Genomic DNA, 19,630 nt, shown 5'->3' with positions numbered 1-19,630 from the left:
TTCGATGCAGTCTCCGAAGCCGCGTTCCCCGCGTAAACCCAAAGGCCAGGGCGCCGAGCGCCGCGAGGAAATCCTCGACGCCGCCCTGACCCTGTTCAGCCAGAAAGGCGTCCACGCCGTTTCGACCCGGCAGATCGCCGAGCTAGCCGGCATCAGCCAGCCGGCGCTCTACGCCTATTTCGCCACCAAGGACCACATTGCGGCTGAGCTGTGCGTCCGGGCCTTCGCGATCCTGCGCCAGCGGATGTCCGATGCGGGCGTCACCTGCCAGCCGACGCCTCAGACCTTCGAGCGCGCCTTGCGGGTCTATATCGATTTCGGCCTGGAGGAGCCCAACGCCTATCGCGTGGCGTTCATGCTGGAAAAGGGGGCTGGCTTCATCGAGCAGACCGACGGTCGTCCCATGGAGGCGGGGCTGGACGTCTTCCAGGTGTTCCACGAGATCGTCAGCGGCTTTCACGCCCAGGGCGTGATGGCGGGCGATGACCCCCTGGCTGTCACCCAAAGCCTGTGGGCTGGCCTGCACGGCTTGGTCGCCCTGCTGATCGCCCGGGCGGACTTCCCCTGGGTCGAACGCGAGACGCTGATCGCGACCCATGTGGCCATGCTGCGAAGAGGGGCGTTGAAGTAGGGGCCGTGCGTCTCTAGATGACGCCCTCGCTTTCTCGGGAAGGATTCCTCATGGCCAAGCTGCTGCCGCTCCAATCGTTCAGCCTGCAGGAAACCGAGGACGGCTACCGCCTGCTGGTCTCGGCCATCGGCGGCGAGTCCATCTATGTCTCGATCACCGCCGACCAGATGGACGACATCATCGACAGCCTCGAGAACGCCATGGGCGGCGAGGGTGAAGGCGACGGCAATGAGGACGACGCCGAGTTCTAGGCGCTCAAGGTCGCCAGCGCCTTCAGCCCCCTGACCAGCGTCCCGCGCTTGCCGGCCGCGCCCAATGAGATCCGCAGGCCTTCGCCGACGGCCCCCGGCGCCCTGAACGCCTCGGCCCCGACCAGGGCCAGGCCGCGTTCGCGGGCGGCGGGGCTGTTCACGGCGCCGGGGAGCCACACGTGCAGGCTCTCGGGCCCGCCGACCGCCGTCGGCAGCAGTTCGGCCGCCAGCGTCCGGCGCGCGACAGCCTCTTCCCGCACGCCCGCCAGAACCTCTGCGGCCACGCCCTCTCGTATCCAGTTCGTCACCACGGCGGCCATCAGCGGCGCCGGCATCTGGGCGATCGTGTGCAGCGCCGCCGCGAAGCCTTCGGCCTTGCCGGGCGGGCAGGCGACATAGGCCAGGCGCAGGCCCGGCGACAGGGTCTTGGCGGTGGTGGCGACATGGAACACCCCTTCCGGCCACAGCGACGCCAGGGCCGGCGGCGGCGCGGCGGGCAGCAGGCCGTAGGCGTCGTCCTCGATGATCGTCACGCCGGCCGTGCGGGCGATCTCGACGACCGCCTGCCGCCGCGCCAGGCCCATGGTCGCCGCCGTCGGGTTCTGGAAGGTCGGGGTGCAGCACAGCAGGCGCGGACGATGCTGGGCGATCAGCCGTTCGAGCGCTTCAGGCGCCAGCCCTTCGGCGTCCATCGGGCAGGCGACGACGGCGACGCCTCGCCGGGCGGCGGTGGCCAGCAGGCCCGGATAGGCGAAGGTCTCGGCCAGGATCATGTCGCCCGGCGCCGTCAGATGATCCAGCAGGGCCGACAACGCCGTCTGGGCCCCGCTGGCCACGACCATTCGCGCCGGATCGATTTCGCCCAATGCCTGCGCCAGCCAGGTCGCGCCGGCCGAGCGCTGAGCCAATGAGCCCGCGCCGGGGTGATAGGCCATCAAGGTCGCCGGATCGGTCCGCGCCAGGATCGCGCCCGTCGTCTCGCGCAGCAGGGCCGCCAGGTTCAGGCCTGCGGGCGGCGGCGGCAGGTTCATCGACAGGTCGACCAGCCCCGCCTCGTCCTCGTTGGTCCGGGAGCGGATGAAAGTTCCGCGCCCGGCCGTCCCCTCGATCAGGCCGCGCTCGCGGGCCAGGGCGTAGGCGCGGGTGACGGTGGTGAAGTCGATCCCGACCAGACGGGCGACCTCGCGTTGGGCGGGGATCTGGTCGCCGGCCTGCAGCTCGCCCTCGGCCACGGCGGTTTCCAAGGCCTGGGCGATGCGGCGATAGGCAGGGCCCTCCAGCGCGGCGATCCGGCGCAGCCACGCGGGCGGGGTTGCTATCATCGGCGTTGATCCATACATTGTATCTGTAATGTATGGATCAATCCTGCGATTGTAGGAAGGGGTCTTCGATGACCGACCCGAATTTCGAGATGTCTTACGACTCCCCGACCCCCATCGAGGCCGGTCTCAAGTGCTGCTGCCCGCGCTGCGGCGAGGGCAAGCTGTATGCCGGCTTTCTGAAGCTGGCGCCGTCGTGCGAGCGCTGCAGCCTGGACTACGGCTTTGCCGACCCGGCCGATGGTCCGGCCTTCTTCGTGATGAGCGGCGTGGGCATCGTCATCGTCTCGATCTTCGCCTGGGTCGAGGTCGCGTTCCATCCGCCGATCTGGGTGCATTTTGCGACGGTCTTCCCGGCCCTGATCATCGGCTGTCTGGCGACCCTGCGACCCGTGAAGGCCTGGCTGGTCGCCTCGCAGTACATCAACAAGGCCGAGGAAGGCCGCTTCGAAAGCCTGGGCCGCCACGACTACGATCCGCGGCGGCTCTAGGCTCCAAGGCTTTAGAACCCCAGCGTGCCCGCGACCTGGTGGGTCGCCGCGTTCAGGCGGTTCCACACGTTGATGGCGCTGATGGATAGCAAGAGGCCCGCCAGCGCCTTCTCGTCGTAGTGTCGGGCCGCCTCGTTCCAGACCTCGTCCGAGACCGGATCGGCCTTGTCGGCGATGCGGGTCACGGCTTCAGCCAAGGCCAAGGCGGCGCGTTCGGCCTCGGTGAAGTAGGGCGTGTCGCGCCAGCCGGCGACCGTGGCCAGGCGCTCGGGCGTCTCGCCGGCCTTCAGCGCGCCGCGGGCGTGCATCTCCAGGCAGACGCCGCAGTTGTTGATCTGGCTGACCCGCAGGTGCAGCAGGTCGTGCAGGCCGGCGGGGACGCCCTCGACATGGGCGGACTTGGACAGGGCCATCATCGCCTTCATGGCTTCGGGAACGAGGAAGGCGGGCTGGGTCATTCTGGCTTGCATCGGGGTCTCCTTGCGGTTTGCTGACGCCGCCGGTCACATCCGGCGATTTCGTTTCGTCGAAGAGCTGACGAAGCCCGACGGAGCGATGTGACCGATGCCCGAGCAGAATTTTCTGGCCGACCGATTCGAGGCCGACCGCGCCCGTCTGCGGGGCGTCGCCTACCGGATGTTGGGCTCGCTGCCCGAGGCCGAGGACGCCGTGCAGGAGGCCTGGCTGCGCCTGTCGCGCGCCGACACCGCCGGCGTCGACAATCTGTCGGCCTGGCTGACCACCGTCACCTCGCGCGTGTGTCTGGACATGCTGCGCAGCAAGAAGGCCCGCCGTGAGGACGCCATCGGCGAAGGCGCGCCTGAGCCGGCCGTCACCGCCGAGGAGGCCATCGAACGCGAGACCATCCTGGCCGATTCCGTGGGTCTGGCGCTGCTGGTCGTGCTGCAGGCCCTGAACCCCGCCGAGCGCATCGCCTTCGTGCTGCACGACCTGTTCGACATGCCGTTCGATACGATCGCGCCGATCGTTGATCGCAGTCCCGAGGCGGCCCGCCAGCTGGCCAGCCGGGCCCGTCGCCGCGTGCGGGGCGGGGAGGCGCTGGATCCTGTCCAGGTCGCGCAGAAGAGCGTGGTCGACGCGTTTCTCACCGCCTCGCGCACCGGCGACCTGGCCGGACTGATGGCGGTGCTGGATCCTGATGTCGTGGTGCGGGCCGATGTCTTCGCCGGCGGCGGCCAGACCCGTGAACTGCGCGGCGCGCCCAAGGTGGCGGCCTTCTATGACGGCCTGGCGGTCAACGCCCGCACGGTGCTCATAAACGGCGCGGTCGGCGCGGTCGTGGTCCCGCGCGGCAAGCTCTACGCCATGCTGGCCATCCGCATCGAGAACGGCAAGGTGGTGGAGATCGAGGTCACGGGCGATCCCGAACGCCTGGCGGCGGTCGAGATCGCGACCCTCTGAGCTACTTCAGCAGGGTCTGGCCGCGGCGGGTCAGCTCGTCCTTGATCTTGCCGGCGGCCATGCCCAGCAGGCCGGGCAAGGTGATGTCGAGGCGGGCGTGGTCCTCCAGCACCTGGACTACGCCGGTGATGGTCGAGCCCATGGCCACGGCCGAGAAGTTCAGCACGTCGCCGGCCCAGCTCTGGGTGAAGCCCTTGGCGTCGCCGCCGGGGATCTGGCTGGCCAGCTGCGCCAGGCCCTGCTCCAGGCGGCGCTTGGCTTCGGCCGCGCCCAGCTGGTGGGGGATGTTGATGCTGACGGTCTTGGCCATGGCGGGTCCTCGCGAAACACTCCCGGCCGAAACGCGATCGACCGGAGCTTGGCTGCATACGTCCGTTTCTGGCGCAAGGCCAGGGCAAGGTGTCTGCATCAGACGAGGACGCCGCCATGACCGACTACGCCATGCCCCTGACCGCCCCGCGCTTTGCCAAGTCGCGCTTCGTGCGTCCTGGTCGTCCGGGCGGCGTGCTCGGGGCCGTTCACTATGCGGGCGTGCTGCTGGTCTGGGCGGTGGTGTTCGTCGTCGACCGTCCTCTGGCGCTGAAGGTGATGGCCGAGCGCCGCGCCGACTCGCCCATTCCCCGCCGCTGGGGCTGGTAGGACACGCCGAACGGCGCCATCCCTTCGGGCATGTCGATCGCCGTCACCGCCCGCCCGGTCTCGCACCTGCTGAAGGCCCCGTTCCGCATCTCGCGCGGGGTCAAGACGGCGGCCGAGGTGGTCGAGGTTCTGGTGTCGGCCGACGGCCATGTCGGGCGCGGCGAGAGCGTGCCCTACGGTCGATACGGCGAGGCGGTCGACAGCGTGCTGGCCCAGTTGGCGCCGGTGCTGGTGACCGGTGATGTCGAGGCCGCTCTGCCGCCCGGCGCGGCGCGCAATGCGCTGGATCTGGCCCTGTGGGACCTGCGGGCTAGGCGCACCGGGGTCAGCGTTTCAGAGGCTACGGGCCTGCCGGTTCCCGCCGACCTGATCACCGCCGTGACTGTCAGCCTGGATGCGCCCGAGGCCATGGGCGCGGCTGCTCGCGCGGTGGCCGACGCGCCGCTGATCAAGATCAAGCTTTCTTCGGACGACCCCGCCGCTCGCCTGCGCGCCGTGGCCGCCGCCGCGCCGGACGCGCGCTTTATCGTCGATCCCAACGAAGGCTGGACCTTCGCGATCCTCAAGGACCTCAAGCCCCTGCTGGCCGATCTGCCGATCGCTCTGGTCGAGCAACCGCTGCCGGCCGACGCGGACCATGAGCTGGAGGGCTGGGATCCGCCGTTCACCGTCTGCGCCGACGAGTCGGTGCATGTCGGCGGCGACTTGGCGGCTCTGCGCGGCCGCTATCAGGCGGTGAACCTCAAGCTGGACAAGACTGGCGGCCTGACCGAGGCCGTGGCCATGCTGAAGGCTGCGCGAGCCCTGGGCTTCCAGGTGATGACCGGCTGCATGGTCGCCTCGTCGCTCGGCGTCGCGCCGGCGCTGCATCTGGGCGGAGCCAGCGACTTCGCCGACCTGGACGGGCCGTGGTGGCTGAAGACGGATCATCCCGGCGGGCTGCGGGTCGAGCGCGGGCGGATCACGCCGCCGAAGGCGGGGTTCTGGGGCGATGGGGGAGAGGCCGAGGGGCTGTGGCTCTGCTGACCCAGTAGATCCTCCCCCGCGATGCGGGGGAGGTGGCCCAGAGGGCCGGAGGGGCTAATGCGGCATGCGTCCAGCTTGCCCCCTCAGTCGCTTCGCGACAGCTCCCCCGCATCGCGGGGGAGCATCAATGACGTCGTGCCCAGATCCGCCTGTTCCCCACATGCGCCGCACACCACCACCGGCTCCAACCTTGCCCCGCAGCTATGTGTCAGGATTTCCGGCGTTCCCTCATCTCCTGCCAGCCACCGATCGCCCCAGGCCATCAGCGCCGCCACCAGCGGGAAGAGGTCGCGGCCCTCCTTGGTCAGCCGATATTCCCACCGCTCCGGCCGTTCCTGGTACCGCACCTTCTCCAGCATCCCGCGCGCCACCAGCCGTTCCAGGCGGTCGGTGAGAATGTTGCTGGCGACCTTCAGTTCGTCCTGCAGGTCCTTGAAGCGCCGCTTGCCGTAGAAGGCGGCGGCCAGGAGGTGAGCGGTCCAGCGGTCGCCCAGCACCTCGACCGAGCGCTCCAGCATCGGGTGCAGGGCCGCGCCGCCGACGTCGTCGGAGCTGGCGCGGCGCGAGTGGCGGGCGCGGGGCGCGGGCTCCAGGCCGGCGCCAGGGCCGGGCGACAGGGCGATGTCGCGCACCTTCACCGCCTCTCCGCAGGCCTTGCACGCCAGCACTGGCCGCAGCGGCTGACCGCACGGCGTGTGGAGGATGCGGTGCGAGGGGCACTCCGGATCCAGCCGCCAGCGCATCTCCCAGCCCAGCAGCACCAGGGCCGAGTCGTAGAGATCGCGGCCCATGGCTGTCAGCCGGTATTCATAGCGCGGCGGGCGATCCTGGTAGAGCCGCTTTTCCAGCACGCCGCCGGCTTCCAGCCGCTTGAGGCGATCGGTCAGCAGCGAGCGGGCCACGCCGGTCATGGCCACGAAGCCGTCGAACCGGGTCACGCCCATGAAGGCGGCGTATAGGGTCAGCAAGGTCCAGCGGTCGCCGATCAGGTTCAGCGCGCGGGCGGCTGAACTCTTGCGGACGAGGGCCGTCCTTTCTTGTGTGGGGACCTTCTGCGGGACCATGCGGCTTGGTGGGGCGCTTCGGTTCGAACTGTCAACGGCGTGGACACGGCGTCAGTCACTTGTATAGTTGGACTCACTAACGGGCGCGAGCGACAGGGAGGTCGGCGCATGGTCTATGTGCTGGGCGGCTGGCAGAGCGATTTCGCCGCCAACTGGAGCCGTGAGGGTCGCGACCTGGCCGACGCCTTCGCCGAGGCGGTGGGCGAGGGGCTGGCGGCTGTCGACCTGGAGCCGTCCGACGTCGAGACCGGCCATGTCGGCAATTTCGCCGCCGAGCTGTTCGCGGGGCAGGGCCTGCTGGGCGGGATGTTCGGCCTGGTTCACCCGGCCTTCGACGGCCTGCCGACCGCGCGGCACGAGGCGGCCTGCGCCTCGGGCAGCGTGGCGATCCTGGCGGCGACGGCCGAGATCGAGGCCGGACGCTACGACCTGGCTTGCGTCGTCGGCGTCGAGCAGATGCGCAACGTCCCTGGCCAGAAAGCCGCCGAGAACCTGGGCAGCGCCGCCTGGGCCGGCCACGAATTTCAGGACGCCCGCTTTCTGTGGCCGCGCGCCTTCTCCGACCTCGCCGACGAGTACGACCGCCGTTACGGGCTGAAGTACGAGCACCTGATGGGCATCGCCGAGGTCAATTTCGCCAACGGCAGGCGCAATCCCAACAGCCAGACGCGGAGCTGGAACTTCGGCCCGGACGCCTTCACCGCCGACGACGTCGCCAATCCAGTGGTCGAGGGGCGCACGCGCAAGCAGGACTGCGGCCAGGTCACCGACGGCAGCGCCGTGGTGTTTCTGGCGTCCGAAAAGCGGGCCCGCGCCTATGCGGCCAAGCGCGGGATCGCGCTGGAGAGCATCCCGCGCATCAAGGGCTGGGGCCATCGCTCGGCTCCGATCAGCTATGCCCGCAAGGTCGAGGCGTCGCGTGACCAGGACTATGTCTTCCCGCAGGTGCGCCGCGCCATCCTCGACGCCCGGTCGCGGGCCGGGATCGCGCCGGATGTCTCGGGCGTCGACGCCGTCGAGACCCACGACTGCTTCACCGCCACCGAATACATGGCCATCGACCACCTGGGTCTGACCGCGCCGGGCGAGAGCTGGAAGGCGGTCGAGGCCGGCGACATCGCCATCGGCGGCAAGCTGCCGATCAATCCGTCCGGCGGGCTGATCGGGACCGGCCATCCCGTCGGCGCGACCGGCGTGCGAATGTTGCTGGACGCCTGGAAACAGACCTCCGATCGCGCTGGCGACTACCAGGTCGAGGGCGCCAAGACCGTCCAGACTCTGAACATAGGCGGCTCGACCACGACGACAGTGAGCTTCGTGGTCGGCGTCTAGAGCCCGAGGGGGCTGCGCCTCTCCTTCGGGGGGAGGAGGACCGTCGCAAGACGGTAGAGGCTGCCGGCGGGGCGGCTTCGGCGCGGCCCCTCGGCATCCATTTCCGTTTCCCGTCCGTATCCCTCGCGACCCATCGCTCAAGGTTCCGAATGCCGATCCTGACTGTCCTGGCGATCAACGCCGCCGTCTCCGCCGTCGCCTTCCTGGCCCTGTGGGCCGTGTCCCTGAAGATCCGCGATGTCAGCTTCATCGACGCCTGGTGGGGACCGAGCATGGCGCTGCTGGCCTGGAGCACGCTGCGGCAAGGTCCGGTCACGCCGCATGGCCTGCTGTTGACGGGGGTCTGCACCCTGTGGGCGGCGCGCCTGGGCGGCTATCTGTTCTGGCGGTGGCGTCAGCACGGCGCGGACCGGCGCTATGTCTCAATGCTGGCCCATGCCGAGAAGCACCGCGGCTGGAGCTTCGCCAAGACCGCGCTGCTGTTCGTGTTCTCGACGCAGTACGCCCTGGGCTTCGTGGTCGCCTTGCCGGTGCAACTGGGCCAGCAGCCGGGCGCGCTGGGACCCTTGGCCATAACCGGCGCAGTGCTGGCGGCGACCGGGATCTTCTTCGAGACCATCGGCGACTGGCAGCTGACCCGCTTCAAGGCCGACCCGGCCAACGCCGGCAAGGTCATGGATCAGGGCCTGTGGCGCTATACCCGCCACCCGAACTATTTCGGCGACGCCTGCGTCTGGTGGGGCCTCTACCTGATCGCCGCCGAGACCGGCCTGGGCGCCTGGAGCCTGCCGGGGCCGGTGCTGATCACCGTGCTGTTGACGCGCTGGAGCGGGGTGCCGACCACGGAAGGCCGGATGAAGAAGAGCAAGCCGGGGTATGAGGCCTATGTGGCGCGGACCAGTGGGTTCGTGCCGTGGTTTCCGAAGAACACCCCTCTCCCATAGGGAGAGGGAGGGGCCCGCCGCTGAAAGCGGTGGGAGGGTGAGGGGTTACAGTGGCAGCCGGAGTGCCGGCACGCCGGCTGACCTCGTAACCCCTCACCCCAACCCTCTCCCTATGGGAGAGGGAGCCTTTAAGCCCCCAACTTCTCGATCAGCGCCATCGCCGCCGCGGGGTTTCTCACCTTCGCGCCGGCGATGAAGTAGGCGAATACGTCACCACGCGCCGCCCAGGCCCGCGTCTGCTGCGCCACCCCGTCCAGCTCGTCCGAGCTCATGCCCGTCGGCTCGTCTTCCTTGCTCGACATCAGGCGAGCATAGGTGAAGTCGGCGGTCGGCTGGTCGATGCAGGGCCAGGTCGGCTCCTCGTCATCGACGGCGTAGACGATGGCCGCGCCATACTTGGCGGCCAGGTCGTAGAACGCCTGGCAGGCGAAGGTCGGGCTGCGAACCTCCAAGGCGTGACGGAGCGGCACGCCCTTCTGCTCCTTTGGCAGTAATTTCAGGAAGCCCTCGAAGTCGACCGGGTCGAATTTCTTGGTCGCCATGAACTGCCAGTTGATGGGACCCAGCTTGGGACCCAGCTCTTCCAGCCCCTGGGACAGGAACTTTTCCAGCGAGTCATTGCCCTCCGACAGCACCTTGCGGTTGGTGCAGTAGCGGCTGGCCTTGACCGCGAACACAAAGTCGTCGGGCGTCTCGTCGCGCCACTTCTGCCAGCTGTTGGGCTTGAAGGTCGAATAATAGGTGCCGTTGATCTCGATGCTGGTCAGCTTGGACGCGGCGTATTTCAGCTCGTCCTTCTGCTTGACGTCATCGCCATAGAAGGTCCCGCGCCAGGGCTCGAAGGTCCAGCCGCCGATGCCTGTCCGGATCACGCCCTTGGCCATGATGTTCCCTTCCTGTTCTCGGCGCGCACCCTAGCATCGCCGCCGGGTTCGGCAAGGGCGACAGGGACGACTGCTGACTCCTGCGGTCAGCACTCCACGCGGTTGACCGACAGACCCACCGCCAAGCCGCCCATCGAGGTTTCCTTGTAGATCTCGTTCATGTCCTCGCCGGTGCGCTTCATCGTGGCGATGACCTTGTCGAGGCTGACCGAATGCTGGCCGTCGCCCAGCAGGGCCAGGCGGGCGGCGTCGATGGCCTTGATGGCGCCCATGGCGTTGCGTTCGATGCAGGGGATCTGCACCAGGCCGCCGATCGGGTCGCAGGTCAGGCCCAGATTGTGCTCCATGCCGATCTCGGCGGCGTTCTCGATCTGGGCGTTGGTGCCGCCCAGGGCCGCGGCGAGGCCCGCCGCCGCCATCGAGCAGGCCACCCCGACCTCGCCTTGGCAGCCGACCTCGGCGCCGCTGATCGAGGCGTTGCGCTTGTAGAGCGCGCCGATCGCCGCCGCCGTCAGCAGGAAGGTGCGGATCTGCTCGGGGCTGCCCTTGTGGAAGCGCACGAAGAACCGCAGCACGGCCGGGACCAGGCCCGCGGCGCCATTGGTCGGGGCGGTGACCACGCGGCCGCCGGCGGCGTTCTCCTCGTTGACCGCCATGGCCCACAGGTTGACGAAGTCCATGGCCGCCAGGGGATCGCTCATCTGGCGCTCCATCCGGCCCTGGATGGTCTGGTGGATCTGGCGGGCGCGGCGCTTGACCGTCAGGCCGCCGGGCAGGACGCCCTCCTGGCGCATGCCGCGGTCGATACAGGCCTCCATGGCCCCGAAGATGCGGTCGATGCCGGCGTTCATCTCGCCTTCGCTCATCCGGGCCAGTTCGTTGGCGGCCATCACTTCGGCGATCGTCAGGCCGGCGTCATGGGCCCGCTGTAGCAGGTCCTCGCCGCTCTCGAACGGGTAGGGGACAGTCGGGCCGTCCTCGGGCGGGGCGTTGCGGCCCATCTCGCTTTCGTCGCGCACGAAGCCGCCGCCGATCGAGAAATAGGTGCGCTCGGCCAGCACGACGCCGGCGGCGTCGAAGGCCGTGAAGGTCAGGCCGTTGGGATGCTGGGGCAGGCGCTCGTGGCCCAGCCAGACGATGTCCTTGGCCTCGTCGAAGGCGATGGCGTGGTCGCCGCCCAGATTCAGGGACTGGGTGGCCTGGCTCTCCAGCAGCGCGGCCTCGCCGGCGTCGGGATCGAGGTCGGCGGGCACGAAGCCCATCAGGCCCAGGATCACGGCGCGGTCGGTGGCGTGGCCGCGGCCGGTCAGGGCCAGGGAGGCGTAGAGCTTGGTCTCGATCCGCGCCACGGCCGGCAGCTTCCCGGCGTCGCGCAGCCGGTCGATGAACATCACCGCGGCCGTCATAGGCCCCATGGTGTGGCTGCTAGACGGGCCGACGCCGAGTTTGAAGAGGTCGAAGACGGAGGCGGTCATGCAAAAACTCCCGCTCATCCCCGCGAAAGCGGGGACCCAAGCGGCACGTCAGAATGGGTCCCCGCTTTCGCGGGGATAGGCGATGGTTCGGTTACTTCCGCTTCGATGCGGTCTGGTCGCGCAGGGCCTTGAACTCCGAGCCCGCCTGCCACTGCGGCCAGACGCGGCTGTTGGCCAGGTCGGCGCCGATCTCGTAGACGAGGCCCAGGTCCATGGCCTGGCCCGAGAGATCCCAGTCCGCCGACCATTCGTCGGCCGGCTGGTGGTAGCGCTTCTCGTTGTAGTCGGCCTCGGCCTTCTCGCCGGCCTCCTTGCCGCCCTTGATCAGGTCATTGCCCGAGCCGATCGAGATGGCCGGCACGCCGCGCTTGGCGAACGGGAAGTGGTCCGAGCGGTAGAAGTGACCCGCTTGCGGGGTCGGGTCAGGCGTGAAGTAGCGGCCGTGCGCCTTGGCCTTGGCGGCCAGCATGTCCTGCAGGTCGACCTTGCCGTCGCCCGAGGTGGTGACGTCCTTGGCCGGACCGGCGGCCGACAGGGCGTCGATATTGATGTCGGCCACGGTTGTGGCGACCGGGAACAGCGGATTGTCCGAATAGTACTCAGAGCCCAGCAGGCCCTTCTCCTCGGCGGTCACGGCCAGGAACAGGATCGAGCGCTGCGGGGCGGGCTGGCTCTTGAAGGCGCGGGCCAGTTCCAGGATGCCGGCGATGCCGTCGGCGTTGTCCACGGCGCCGTTGTAGATCTTGTCGCCCTTCGCATCCGGCGCGCCGATCCCCAGGTGGTCCCAGTGGCCGCTGTAGATGATGGTCTCGTCCGGATATTTCGAGCCGACGATGCGACCGGCGATGTTCTTGGAGACGATGGTCTCGTGCTTGACCTTGAAGTCGGCCGAGAAGGTCGCGCCCTTTAGCTCCACCGGCTTGAAGTCGCGGGTCTGGGCCTGCGTCTTCAGGGCGTCGAAATCCAGGCCGGCCTTCTTGAACAGATCGACGGCGACGTCGCGCTGGATCCAGGCCTCCAGCTTGGGGTGGGTCTTCTCCGGATCCTTGCGGACGATGTCGAACATCGTGTTGGTGTTGGAGTTCTTGACCGTGTTCCAGCCATACGAGGCGGGGGCCGTCTCGTGGACGATCAGCACGCCGGCGGCGCCCAGGCGCGCGGCCTCCTCGAACTTGTAGGTCCAGCGGCCGTAGTAGGTCATGGCCTTGCCGCCGAAGTCACCCTCACCCGTCTCGAAGTCCGGGTCGTTGATCAGCACGACCAGGATCTTGCCCTTGACGTCCAGGCCCTTGAAGTCGTCCCAGTTGCGCTCGGGAGCATTCACGCCATAGCCGGCGAAGACGATGGGCGCGTCCTTGATCGAGACGGCGTCGACATTGGTCATGGCCGCGCGGATGGCGATCTGCTCGCCCTGGTTCAGCATCACGTGCTGGCCGCCGACCATGGCGTGGGCGGTCACCGGACCGGCGATCTCGAACTTGGCCAGCGGCACGTTTTGCGTCCACGAGCGCGAACCGCTCTTCTGGACGTCGCCCGCCGGGGTCAGGCCGATGGCCACCATCTGGTCGACGATGTAGCCGACCGCCTTGGTCTCGCCGGCCGTACCGGGACCGCGGCCCTCGAAGTCGTCGGACGACAGGATCTTGATGTGGTTCGACAGCTTGGCGGGGTCGATCTTGGGCGCGTCCGCGGCGTGAGCCAGCATGGGCGCGGCGATCAGAACGGTGGCGAGCAACAGGCGTTTCATCGGCGGCCCTTTTGAGGAGCAAATCTTGGCGCGGAACCTAGAGGCTCACCCGACGGCCGTCCACCGCCCAGCGCTCCAGCCTTTCGCCGTCCCAGACGTGCAGGGCGTCGTAGAGGTTGATGGTCGGGTCGCAGTGCCCCGGCTGCAGCCAGACGACGTCGCCGACGCGGGGCGCGTCGGCGGGTTCTTCTCGTGAGGGATCGGCGTCGGCGGCGGTCACGGCCTCGGCGAAACCCAGCGGCGCGCGGCCCGCGGCCTTCAGCACATCCAGGGTGGCGGGGTGGGCGATCATGCCGTGCTCGTCGCCCATCGGCCGCCACAGCGAACCTGGCGCGGCGCCAGCGACCACGCGGGCCGGCGGGCCGTCCATCGACATCGCCTTGAAGCCGGCGTCGCAGACGACGTGGCTCTTGTGGCGGGCCGAAACAATGCTGGCGGCGACGTAGAGCGCCGGCTCGAACGGCCAGTCGCCGCCGCCCGGCGCGCCGCAGGCGTCGTACTCGACGTCCATGACCGCGTAGGAGCCGGCCTGAAGCTCGGTGAACACGCCGGACGCCAGGTCGAAGGCGTGGGTTCCGGTGCCGCCGCCCGTCACCACCGGCGGCGGCAGGCCGGCAGCGGTCAGCTCGGCGACCAGGGCCTTCAGCGTGGCGAAGGCGGCCTCGTCGGCGGATTGGCGCAGGGCACCGTCGTCCAGGTGCTGCAGATGGCCGAGATAGGCCTGGACGCCAGCGAAGCGCAGGCCCGGCGAGGCGTCGGCGGCGCGGGCCAGAGCCAGGGCCTCGTGCGGATAGACGCCGGTGCGGTGAGTGCCCAGGTCCAGATCGACGACCAGGTCCAGCATGGTCCCGGCCGCGACGGCGGCGTCGGACAGGCGGTCGATTTGGCCCTCGTCGTCGGCCACGACCCCGACCTTGGCGCCGGCCTTCGCCAAGGCGGCCAGACGCGGACCGGCCCAGGCGGGCGGCGGGGCGGTGACCAGCACGTCCTGGATGCCGCCGGCCACGAAGGCCTCGGCCTCGCCGACCGTCTGGCAGCACAGGCCCACGGCCCCGCCCTCGACGATGAGGCGACCGAGTGTGCTGCACTTGTGGGTCTTGCCGTGAGCGCGGAGGCGCACGCCGGCGGCGTCGCACAGGGCCTGCATCTTGCGGAGATTACGATCGAGCGCGGCGCGGTCGACGACGAGGAGGGGGGTCTGGGGGAGGGCGCTGGCGGGCGGCAGGTTCATTTTGTTTCCTCTTTGCCGCGACCCTAGCGCCCCCTCCGTCACGCGGCTACGCCGCGCGCCACCTCCCCCGCTTCGCGGGTGAGGATGATGCTGTCTTTCCTCCCCCGCGAAGCGGGGGAGGTGGCCCAGAGGGCCGGAGGGGGCGCTCGCGGCGCTAGAGTTCGCCCTGAAGAATCCGCGCAAACAACCCCGGATCCACGTTACCGCCAGACAGCACGATCGCCGCCGTCTTCCCCTTCAGGTCGATCTTGCCGGTCAGAGCCGCGGTGAGGGCGACGCAGCCGCCGGGCTCGACCACCAGCTTCAGGACCGAGAAGGCGTAACGCATCGCTTCGGCGACTTCGGCGTCGGTGACGGCGACGACGCCCGACAGCGTCCTGGAATTGATCGGCCAGGTCAGGTCGCCCGGGATCGGGGTCAGCAGGGCGTCGCAGATCGAGCGCGCGTCCTTGTCGATGGTCTCGCGCTGACCGCTTTCCAGCGAGCGGCGGGTCTCGTCGAAGCCGGCCGGCTCGGCGCCCCACACTTCCGTCGACGGAGAAAGACCCTTTACCGCCGTCGAGGTCCCGGCGATCAGGCCGCCGCCGCCGACGGGCGACAGTACGCGGTCCAGCTCGACGCCCTGGGCGCGAGCCTGCTCAACCAGTTCGATGCCCAGCGTGCCCTGGCCGGCGATGATGTGCGGATCGTCGTAGGACGGCACGACCGTGCAGCCGCGCTCGGCGGCGATCTGGTCGGCGATGGCGACGCGGTCCTCGGTGAAGCGATCGTAGAAGCGGATCTCGGCGCCGAAGCCCTTGGTCGCCTCGACCTTCACGCTGGGCGCGTCGGTCGGCATGACGATCAGCGCCGGCAGACCCAGCAGCTTCGCCGCCAGCGCCACGCCCTGGGCGTGGTTGCCTGACGAGAACGCCACGACGCCGCGCGTCTTTTCTTCGTCGGTCAGCTGGCTGAGACGGTTGTAGGCGCCGCGGAACTTGAAGGCCCCGGCGCGCTGCAGGGTTTCGGGCTTGAGGAACACCCGGCCGCCCAGCCGCGCGTTGAGCGCCGGGCTTTCGATCAGCGGAGTCTCGACGGCCTGTCCCTTGAGGCGTCCGGCGGCGGCTTGGATGTCGGCGAGGGTGATGGTCATGGCGTTGGTTCTAGAGCCGAAGAGCGGCCTTTTGAATACTCCGGACGCGAAGCGAATGTTGCAGTCGCGAAACTCTTTCCGACCTTTGCCGTTAGGCCCATATATGAGCTGGGGGCTCAGCTGTTCAGGACCATTCGATGAAGACCGCCATGTTCGCCGCCGCGGCGTTTGCCGCGCTTGGCTGCGCCGCGCCTGCTTGGGCCGGCGAGGTGTATGCAGGCCTTTTCAAGCATGACGTGACCTTCATCGGCGAGGCGGTTGGTCTGGGCGCGGCCGGTCGCGAGAAGGGCGTCGATGTTCACCTGGGCTATCGCACCGACCGCATCGAGAGCCTGCGCTGGCTGGGGCGTCCGCAAGCCCACGCCATGGTGTCGATCAACAGCAAGAACACCTCCAACTTCGTAGCCGCCGGCCTGAACTGGAAGATCGATCTGGGCCAGCCGGGCGGGTTCTATCTGCGTCCCGGCATGGGTCTGGCCTATACGGACGGCGAGGCGGGCCTGCCGCCCGCCAACGCCCCGAACCTGACGCCGGAAGAGCGCGCGCGCCGCACGCACCTCTACTACACGCGCATCGATTTCGGCTCGAAGGTGCTGTTCGAACCCGAACTGGCTCTGGGCTATCAGGTCAGCGACCGCGTGTCGGTGGAGCTGAGCTACACCCACCTGTCGAATGGCCAGATCTTCCACCGCGGCAAGAACCAGGGGCTTGACGACGCAGGGGTTCGGCTGGTTTACGCCTTCTGACTTCGTGAGGCGCGTTTCGACGCCGCCCGCGACGCCGCCTAAAATCTGCGAAACGTCCTGGGTCGAGTCCTGTCGAAGGACCCTGTGACGTCACCCGGCGGGCGATAAGGCGTATCTCCATCATGGCCAACGTGACCGTCGTCGGCGCCCAGTGGGGCGATGAAGGCAAGGGCAAGATCGTCGACTGGCTCAGCAACCGAGCCGATGTCGTCGTTCGCTTCCAGGGCGGCCACAACGCCGGCCACACGCTGGTGGTGGACGGCAAGGTCTACAAGCTGGCCCTGCTGCCCTCGGGCGTCGTCCAGGGCAAGCTGTCGGTGATCGGCAACGGCGTCGTGGTCGATCCGTGGCACCTGCTGGGCGAGATCGACAAGATCGCCGACCAGGGCGTCAACATTTCGCCCGAGCTGCTGATCCTGGCTGACAACGCCTGCCTGATCCTGCCGCTGCACCGCGACCTGGACCAGGCTCGCGAAGCCGCCTCGACCCAGAAGATCGGCACCACCGGCCGCGGCATCGGTCCGGCCTATGAGGACAAGGTCGGCCGTCGCGCCATCCGCGTCGCCGACCTGGCCGATCCGGAAGCGCTGAAGCCGAAGATCGAGCGCCTGCTCAGCCACCACGGCGCCCTGCGTCGCGGCCTGAACCTGCCGGAGGCCAATGCTCAGGAGCTGTTCGACGCCCTGATGGAGCTGGCCCCGCGCATCCTGCCCTACGCCCAGCCGGCGTGGCGGGTGCTGGACCAGGCCCACAAGGCCGGCCGCAAGATCCTGTTCGAAGGCGCGCAAGGCTCGCTGCTGGACGTCGACCACGGCACCTATCCGTTCGTCACCTCCTCCAACACCGCCGCGGGTCAGGCCTCGGCCGGCTCGGGCATGGGCCCGTCGGCGACCGGTTTCGTGCTGGGCATCGTCAAGGCCTACACGACCCGCGTCGGCGAAGGCCCGTTCCCGGCCGAGCTGTTCGATGAGGTCGGCCAGCACCTGTCGACGGTCGGCCGCGAGGTCGGGGTCAATACCGGCCGCGCCCGCCGCTGCGGCTGGTTCGACTCGGTGCTGGTGCGCCAGTCGGTGGCGATCAACGGCATCCACGGCGTGGCCCTGACCAAGCTGGACGTGCTGGACGGCCTGAAGACGCTGAAGATCTGCGTCGGCTACAAGATCGGCGACAAGGTCGTCGACTACCTCCCGGCCGGCCTGCGCGACCAGGCCGCCGCCACGCCGATCTACGAGGAGATCGAAGGCTGGACGGAAAGCACCGCCGGCGCCCGTTCGTTCAAGGATCTCAACGCCAACGCCATCAAGTATGTGCGCCGCGTCGAGGAGCTGATCGGCGCCCCGGTGGCCCTGCTGTCGACCAGCCCCGAGCGAGACGACACCATCCTGATGCGCGACCCCTTCCAGGGCTGAGCAAAGCGCGCGGCCGGCGTCTAAATCGGCGCCGGTCGGCCATTTGGTAAAGTTTGCTGAACGTTGTGCGCCTAGCGTCCGCCACAACTGTGGTGACGAAAGGTCGGCCGTTGGGTCTGCGTGAGGTTCTGGACGACGGGGCGGATGAGGCGATTCTCATCATGAGCCGCCGTAGCCGCCTGGCGCGCGTCATCGTCATGCTGGTGGCCGCCGGCCTCCTGGCGTTCCACTTCGGTCCGCGCCAGGCCTTGATCTGGGTTCTGGCCAATTTCCTGCTGGAAGGCTGGCTGGTCTATCTGCAGCTGTCGTTCAAGCCGGACGTGGCGGTGCGCCATCCGGTCCTGCGTCTGGGACCTTCGGCGGCGTTCACCACCGTCTGGTCGGTGATGGCCTGTCTGGTGGCGATCCACGGCCCGACCTCGATGAAGTTCGCGGCGCTGATCGTCCTGTTCGGCCTGATGATCGAGGCGATGAAGTACGCCGCCGTCAGCCGGGCGGCGATGCTGGCCATCCTGCCGGGGCCATTCATCGCCCTGACCCTGGCGCCCCTGATGGGGACCAAGTTCAACACTTGGGACAAGACTATCGCCCTGGTCGCCATCGTCGGCCTGGCCGGCTACATGGCCGACGCCGTGCGGCTGATGCGTGACGCCGCCCGGGCGCTGGAGAAGGCCGAGGCCGACGCTCTCGAGGCCAGCCGCGCCAAGTCGGCCTTCCTGGCGATGATGAGCCACGAGCTGCGCACGCCGATGAACGGGGTGCTGGGCCTGGCCCATGCCCTGCGCGGCACGCGCCTGGACCAGCGTCAGGCCGACTATCTGGAGATGATCGAACAGTCGGGCCACGGCCTGCTGACCATCCTCAACGACATTCTGGACCTCTCCAAGGTCGAGGCGGGCAAGCTGGAGCTGGAGAGCGCGCCGTTCGACATCCGCAAGTCGGCCGCCCAGATCCTGCTGGTCTGGGGTGAGACCGCGCGGCTGAAGGGCGTGGACCTGGTCCTGGAAGTGGACCCCGAGACTCCCGCCTGGCTGGCCGGCGACGACGCCCGGGTTCGTCAGATCCTGCGCAATCTGGTCTCGAACGCCCTGAAGTTCACCGAGACCGGCCGCGTGGCCGTCCATATCGTGGCGACGCCCGGCGGCATCCTGCTGGCCGTCTCGGACACCGGCGTCGGCATGAGCGCCGAGCAGTGCTCGCGCCTGTTCATCCCGTTCTCGCAAGGCGATCGCTCGACCGCCCGCCGGTTTGGCGGCACGGGCCTGGGCCTGGCCATCTGCCGGCAGCTGGCGACGATGATGGGTGGCGAGATCGGCGTCGAGAGCACGCCGGGGCAGGGCTCGACCTTCACAGTCCGCCTGGCCCTGCCGACCGCCGCCGCGCCGGGCGAAGGGATCGACGTCGCGCCCAGCCTCGACCTGACGGGCGTGCGGGTGCTGGTGGTCGACGACAATCGCGTCAACCAGATGGTGGCTCGCGCCATTCTCGAGGCCGCCGACGTCTCGGTGGCCACGGTCGATGACGGCCACACCGCCCTGGCCCGCCTGCGCGGCGAGGACTTCGACGTCGTGCTGATGGATGTGCACATGCCGGTGATGGACGGTGTCGAAACCGTCCGCCGCATCCGGGCGGGCGAGGGCGGCCGCGTCGACATGCCGGTGGTGGCCCTGACCGCCGACGCCATGGTCGGCGACGCCGAGCGCCTGCTGAGCCAGGGCTTCGACGACGCCCACCCCAAGCCGATCCAGCCGGCGGGCCTGTTGGCCACGGTGGCCGGCCTGTGCCGGGCCAGCGCGCCGCCCGAAACGCGCTTGACGGCCTGATACCCACTTTCGGTTGCGTACGGACGGTCGGACGCCGCTTGGTTAGCGTTTGTTAGCCGACTTG

General features: G+C 68.9%; 19 protein-coding genes and 1 pseudogene. 11 read left to right on the top strand and 9 right to left on the bottom strand.

Going from position 1 to position 19,630, the window contains the following annotated elements:
- The first annotated feature begins 4 nt into the window (after positions 1-4).
- Both E1H18_RS03540 and E1H18_RS03535 read left to right on the top strand, forming a co-directional pair.
- The gene (locus E1H18_RS03540) at positions 5-631 is read left to right on the top strand and encodes a TetR/AcrR family transcriptional regulator (protein ID WP_172263692.1); all 627 of its coding nucleotides are present in this window, start codon (positions 5-7) and stop codon (positions 629-631) included.
- A gap of 50 nt (positions 632-681) precedes the next feature.
- Positions 682-882, top strand: coding sequence for a hypothetical protein (locus E1H18_RS03535; protein ID WP_172263690.1), 201 nt, complete (start codon positions 682-684; stop codon positions 880-882).
- Here the strand turns inward: E1H18_RS03535 and E1H18_RS03530 are convergent.
- Positions 879-2,222, bottom strand: coding sequence for a PLP-dependent aminotransferase family protein (locus tag E1H18_RS03530; RefSeq protein ID WP_172263688.1), 1,344 nt, complete (start codon positions 2,220-2,222; stop codon positions 879-881). The two genes, E1H18_RS03535 and E1H18_RS03530, sit on opposite strands and share 4 nt — an antisense overlap.
- Before the next feature lie 71 nt (positions 2,223-2,293).
- On the opposite strand from E1H18_RS03530, the gene E1H18_RS03525 reads away from it, so the two are divergent.
- The gene (locus E1H18_RS03525; protein WP_172263904.1) at positions 2,294-2,692 is read left to right on the top strand and encodes a DUF983 domain-containing protein; all 399 of its coding nucleotides are present in this window, start codon (positions 2,294-2,296) and stop codon (positions 2,690-2,692) included.
- Between the two features lie 11 nt (positions 2,693-2,703).
- Here the strand turns inward: E1H18_RS03525 and E1H18_RS03520 are convergent, their stop codons facing one another.
- A complete protein-coding gene (locus E1H18_RS03520) occupies positions 2,704-3,162 on the bottom strand; it encodes a carboxymuconolactone decarboxylase family protein (RefSeq protein ID WP_172263686.1) in 459 nt (152 codons plus the stop codon).
- A gap of 94 nt (positions 3,163-3,256) precedes the next feature.
- On the opposite strand from E1H18_RS03520, the gene E1H18_RS03515 reads away from it, so the two are divergent.
- The gene (locus E1H18_RS03515; protein WP_172263684.1) at positions 3,257-4,114 is read left to right on the top strand and encodes a sigma-70 family RNA polymerase sigma factor; all 858 of its coding nucleotides are present in this window, start codon (positions 3,257-3,259) and stop codon (positions 4,112-4,114) included.
- A 1-nt stretch (position 4,115) separates the two neighbouring features.
- Here the strand turns inward: E1H18_RS03515 and E1H18_RS03510 are convergent, their stop codons facing one another.
- Positions 4,116-4,424, bottom strand: coding sequence for a polyhydroxyalkanoic acid system family protein (locus tag E1H18_RS03510; protein ID WP_172263682.1), 309 nt, complete (start codon positions 4,422-4,424; stop codon positions 4,116-4,118).
- Between the two features lie 116 nt (positions 4,425-4,540).
- On the opposite strand from E1H18_RS03510, the gene didA reads away from it, so the two are divergent.
- Together didA and E1H18_RS03500 are read left to right on the top strand one after the other, a co-directional pair.
- Positions 4,541-4,753, top strand: a complete 213-nt coding sequence (gene didA / locus E1H18_RS03505; RefSeq protein WP_172263681.1) for a DNA damage-induced SOS-independent cell division inhibitor A — start codon at positions 4,541-4,543, stop codon at positions 4,751-4,753.
- A gap of 30 nt (positions 4,754-4,783) precedes the next feature.
- Positions 4,784-5,779: a dipeptide epimerase gene (locus E1H18_RS03500; RefSeq protein ID WP_172263680.1), complete on the top strand. Its 996-nt coding sequence runs from the start codon at positions 4,784-4,786 to the stop codon at positions 5,777-5,779.
- A gap of 83 nt (positions 5,780-5,862) precedes the next feature.
- On the opposite strand, the gene E1H18_RS03495 is transcribed toward E1H18_RS03500, so the two are convergent.
- On the bottom strand, positions 5,863-6,843 hold the full coding sequence (locus E1H18_RS03495; protein ID WP_172263679.1) for a helix-turn-helix domain-containing protein: 981 nt from the start codon (positions 6,841-6,843) through the stop codon (positions 5,863-5,865).
- 108 nt (positions 6,844-6,951) lie between these two features.
- Between E1H18_RS03495 and E1H18_RS03490 the strand changes: the two genes are divergently transcribed.
- Both E1H18_RS03490 and E1H18_RS03485 read left to right on the top strand, forming a co-directional pair.
- A complete protein-coding gene (locus tag E1H18_RS03490) occupies positions 6,952-8,175 on the top strand; it encodes an acetyl-CoA acetyltransferase (RefSeq protein ID WP_172263678.1) in 1,224 nt (407 codons plus the stop codon).
- Positions 8,176-8,324: 149 nt separating this feature from the next.
- The gene (locus E1H18_RS03485; protein ID WP_172263677.1) at positions 8,325-9,119 is read left to right on the top strand and encodes a DUF1295 domain-containing protein; all 795 of its coding nucleotides are present in this window, start codon (positions 8,325-8,327) and stop codon (positions 9,117-9,119) included.
- Between the two features lie 128 nt (positions 9,120-9,247).
- Here the strand turns inward: E1H18_RS03485 and E1H18_RS03480 are convergent.
- From E1H18_RS03480 to E1H18_RS03460, 5 genes and pseudogenes are all read right to left on the bottom strand, one after another.
- A pseudogene (locus E1H18_RS03480) lies at positions 9,248-10,040 on the bottom strand (DUF72 domain-containing protein).
- 49 nt (positions 10,041-10,089) lie between these two features.
- Positions 10,090-11,478, bottom strand: coding sequence for an L-serine ammonia-lyase (locus E1H18_RS03475; RefSeq protein ID WP_172263675.1), 1,389 nt, complete (start codon positions 11,476-11,478; stop codon positions 10,090-10,092).
- A 91-nt stretch (positions 11,479-11,569) separates the two neighbouring features.
- Positions 11,570-13,225, bottom strand: coding sequence for a M28 family metallopeptidase (locus E1H18_RS03470; RefSeq protein ID WP_172263673.1), 1,656 nt, complete (start codon positions 13,223-13,225; stop codon positions 11,570-11,572).
- 37 nt (positions 13,226-13,262) lie between these two features.
- Positions 13,263-14,456: an alanine racemase gene (locus E1H18_RS03465; RefSeq protein ID WP_172263670.1), complete on the bottom strand. Its 1,194-nt coding sequence runs from the start codon at positions 14,454-14,456 to the stop codon at positions 13,263-13,265.
- Positions 14,457-14,610: 154 nt separating this feature from the next.
- Entirely contained in the window at positions 14,611-15,588 is a 978-nt protein-coding gene (locus E1H18_RS03460; RefSeq protein WP_172263668.1) for a threonine/serine dehydratase, read from the bottom strand.
- Positions 15,589-15,725: 137 nt separating this feature from the next.
- Between E1H18_RS03460 and E1H18_RS03455 the strand changes: the two genes are divergently transcribed.
- The 3 genes from E1H18_RS03455 (at position 15,726) to E1H18_RS03445 (ending at position 19,566) form a co-directional block, all read left to right on the top strand.
- Positions 15,726-16,334, top strand: coding sequence for an acyloxyacyl hydrolase (locus tag E1H18_RS03455; protein WP_172263666.1), 609 nt, complete (start codon positions 15,726-15,728; stop codon positions 16,332-16,334).
- A gap of 122 nt (positions 16,335-16,456) precedes the next feature.
- Complete coding sequence (locus E1H18_RS03450) at positions 16,457-17,743, top strand: adenylosuccinate synthase (RefSeq protein ID WP_172263664.1); 1,287 nt, start codon at positions 16,457-16,459, stop codon at positions 17,741-17,743.
- Between the two features lie 161 nt (positions 17,744-17,904).
- Complete coding sequence (locus E1H18_RS03445; RefSeq protein WP_241735864.1) at positions 17,905-19,566, top strand: ATP-binding protein; 1,662 nt, start codon at positions 17,905-17,907, stop codon at positions 19,564-19,566.
- Positions 19,567-19,630: the final 64 nt, after the last annotated feature.

The organism is Caulobacter sp. RHG1 (assembly GCF_013181195.1).
GTDB lineage: Bacteria > Pseudomonadota > Alphaproteobacteria > Caulobacterales > Caulobacteraceae > Caulobacter.
Note: the sequence above shows the minus strand (reverse complement) of the source record. Positions and strands in the feature narration are given on the sequence as shown.

What these genes read in the sequence shown, in the direction of transcription:
- E1H18_RS03540 (WP_172263692.1), top strand. Translation starts at nt 5, where the DNA reads ATGCAGTCTCCGAAGCCGCGTTCCCCGCGTAAACCCAAAGGCCAGGGC.
- E1H18_RS03535 (WP_172263690.1), top strand. Translation starts at nt 682, where the DNA reads ATGGCCAAGCTGCTGCCGCTCCAATCGTTCAGCCTGCAGGAAACCGAG.
- E1H18_RS03530 (WP_172263688.1), bottom strand. Translation starts at nt 2,222, where the DNA reads ATGTATGGATCAACGCCGATGATAGCAACCCCGCCCGCGTGGCTGCGC.
- E1H18_RS03525 (WP_172263904.1), top strand. Translation starts at nt 2,294, where the DNA reads ATGTCTTACGACTCCCCGACCCCCATCGAGGCCGGTCTCAAGTGCTGC.
- E1H18_RS03520 (WP_172263686.1), bottom strand. Translation starts at nt 3,162, where the DNA reads ATGCAAGCCAGAATGACCCAGCCCGCCTTCCTCGTTCCCGAAGCCATG.
- E1H18_RS03515 (WP_172263684.1), top strand. Translation starts at nt 3,257, where the DNA reads ATGCCCGAGCAGAATTTTCTGGCCGACCGATTCGAGGCCGACCGCGCC.
- E1H18_RS03510 (WP_172263682.1), bottom strand. Translation starts at nt 4,424, where the DNA reads ATGGCCAAGACCGTCAGCATCAACATCCCCCACCAGCTGGGCGCGGCC.
- didA (WP_172263681.1), top strand. Translation starts at nt 4,541, where the DNA reads ATGACCGACTACGCCATGCCCCTGACCGCCCCGCGCTTTGCCAAGTCG.
- E1H18_RS03500 (WP_172263680.1), top strand. Translation starts at nt 4,784, where the DNA reads ATGTCGATCGCCGTCACCGCCCGCCCGGTCTCGCACCTGCTGAAGGCC.
- E1H18_RS03495 (WP_172263679.1), bottom strand. Translation starts at nt 6,843, where the DNA reads ATGGTCCCGCAGAAGGTCCCCACACAAGAAAGGACGGCCCTCGTCCGC.
- E1H18_RS03490 (WP_172263678.1), top strand. Translation starts at nt 6,952, where the DNA reads ATGGTCTATGTGCTGGGCGGCTGGCAGAGCGATTTCGCCGCCAACTGG.
- E1H18_RS03485 (WP_172263677.1), top strand. Translation starts at nt 8,325, where the DNA reads ATGCCGATCCTGACTGTCCTGGCGATCAACGCCGCCGTCTCCGCCGTC.
- E1H18_RS03475 (WP_172263675.1), bottom strand. Translation starts at nt 11,478, where the DNA reads ATGACCGCCTCCGTCTTCGACCTCTTCAAACTCGGCGTCGGCCCGTCT.
- E1H18_RS03470 (WP_172263673.1), bottom strand. Translation starts at nt 13,225, where the DNA reads ATGAAACGCCTGTTGCTCGCCACCGTTCTGATCGCCGCGCCCATGCTG.
- E1H18_RS03465 (WP_172263670.1), bottom strand. Translation starts at nt 14,456, where the DNA reads ATGAACCTGCCGCCCGCCAGCGCCCTCCCCCAGACCCCCCTCCTCGTC.
- E1H18_RS03460 (WP_172263668.1), bottom strand. Translation starts at nt 15,588, where the DNA reads ATGACCATCACCCTCGCCGACATCCAAGCCGCCGCCGGACGCCTCAAG.
- E1H18_RS03455 (WP_172263666.1), top strand. Translation starts at nt 15,726, where the DNA reads ATGAAGACCGCCATGTTCGCCGCCGCGGCGTTTGCCGCGCTTGGCTGC.
- E1H18_RS03450 (WP_172263664.1), top strand. Translation starts at nt 16,457, where the DNA reads ATGGCCAACGTGACCGTCGTCGGCGCCCAGTGGGGCGATGAAGGCAAG.
- E1H18_RS03445 (WP_241735864.1), top strand. Translation starts at nt 17,905, where the DNA reads ATGAGCCGCCGTAGCCGCCTGGCGCGCGTCATCGTCATGCTGGTGGCC.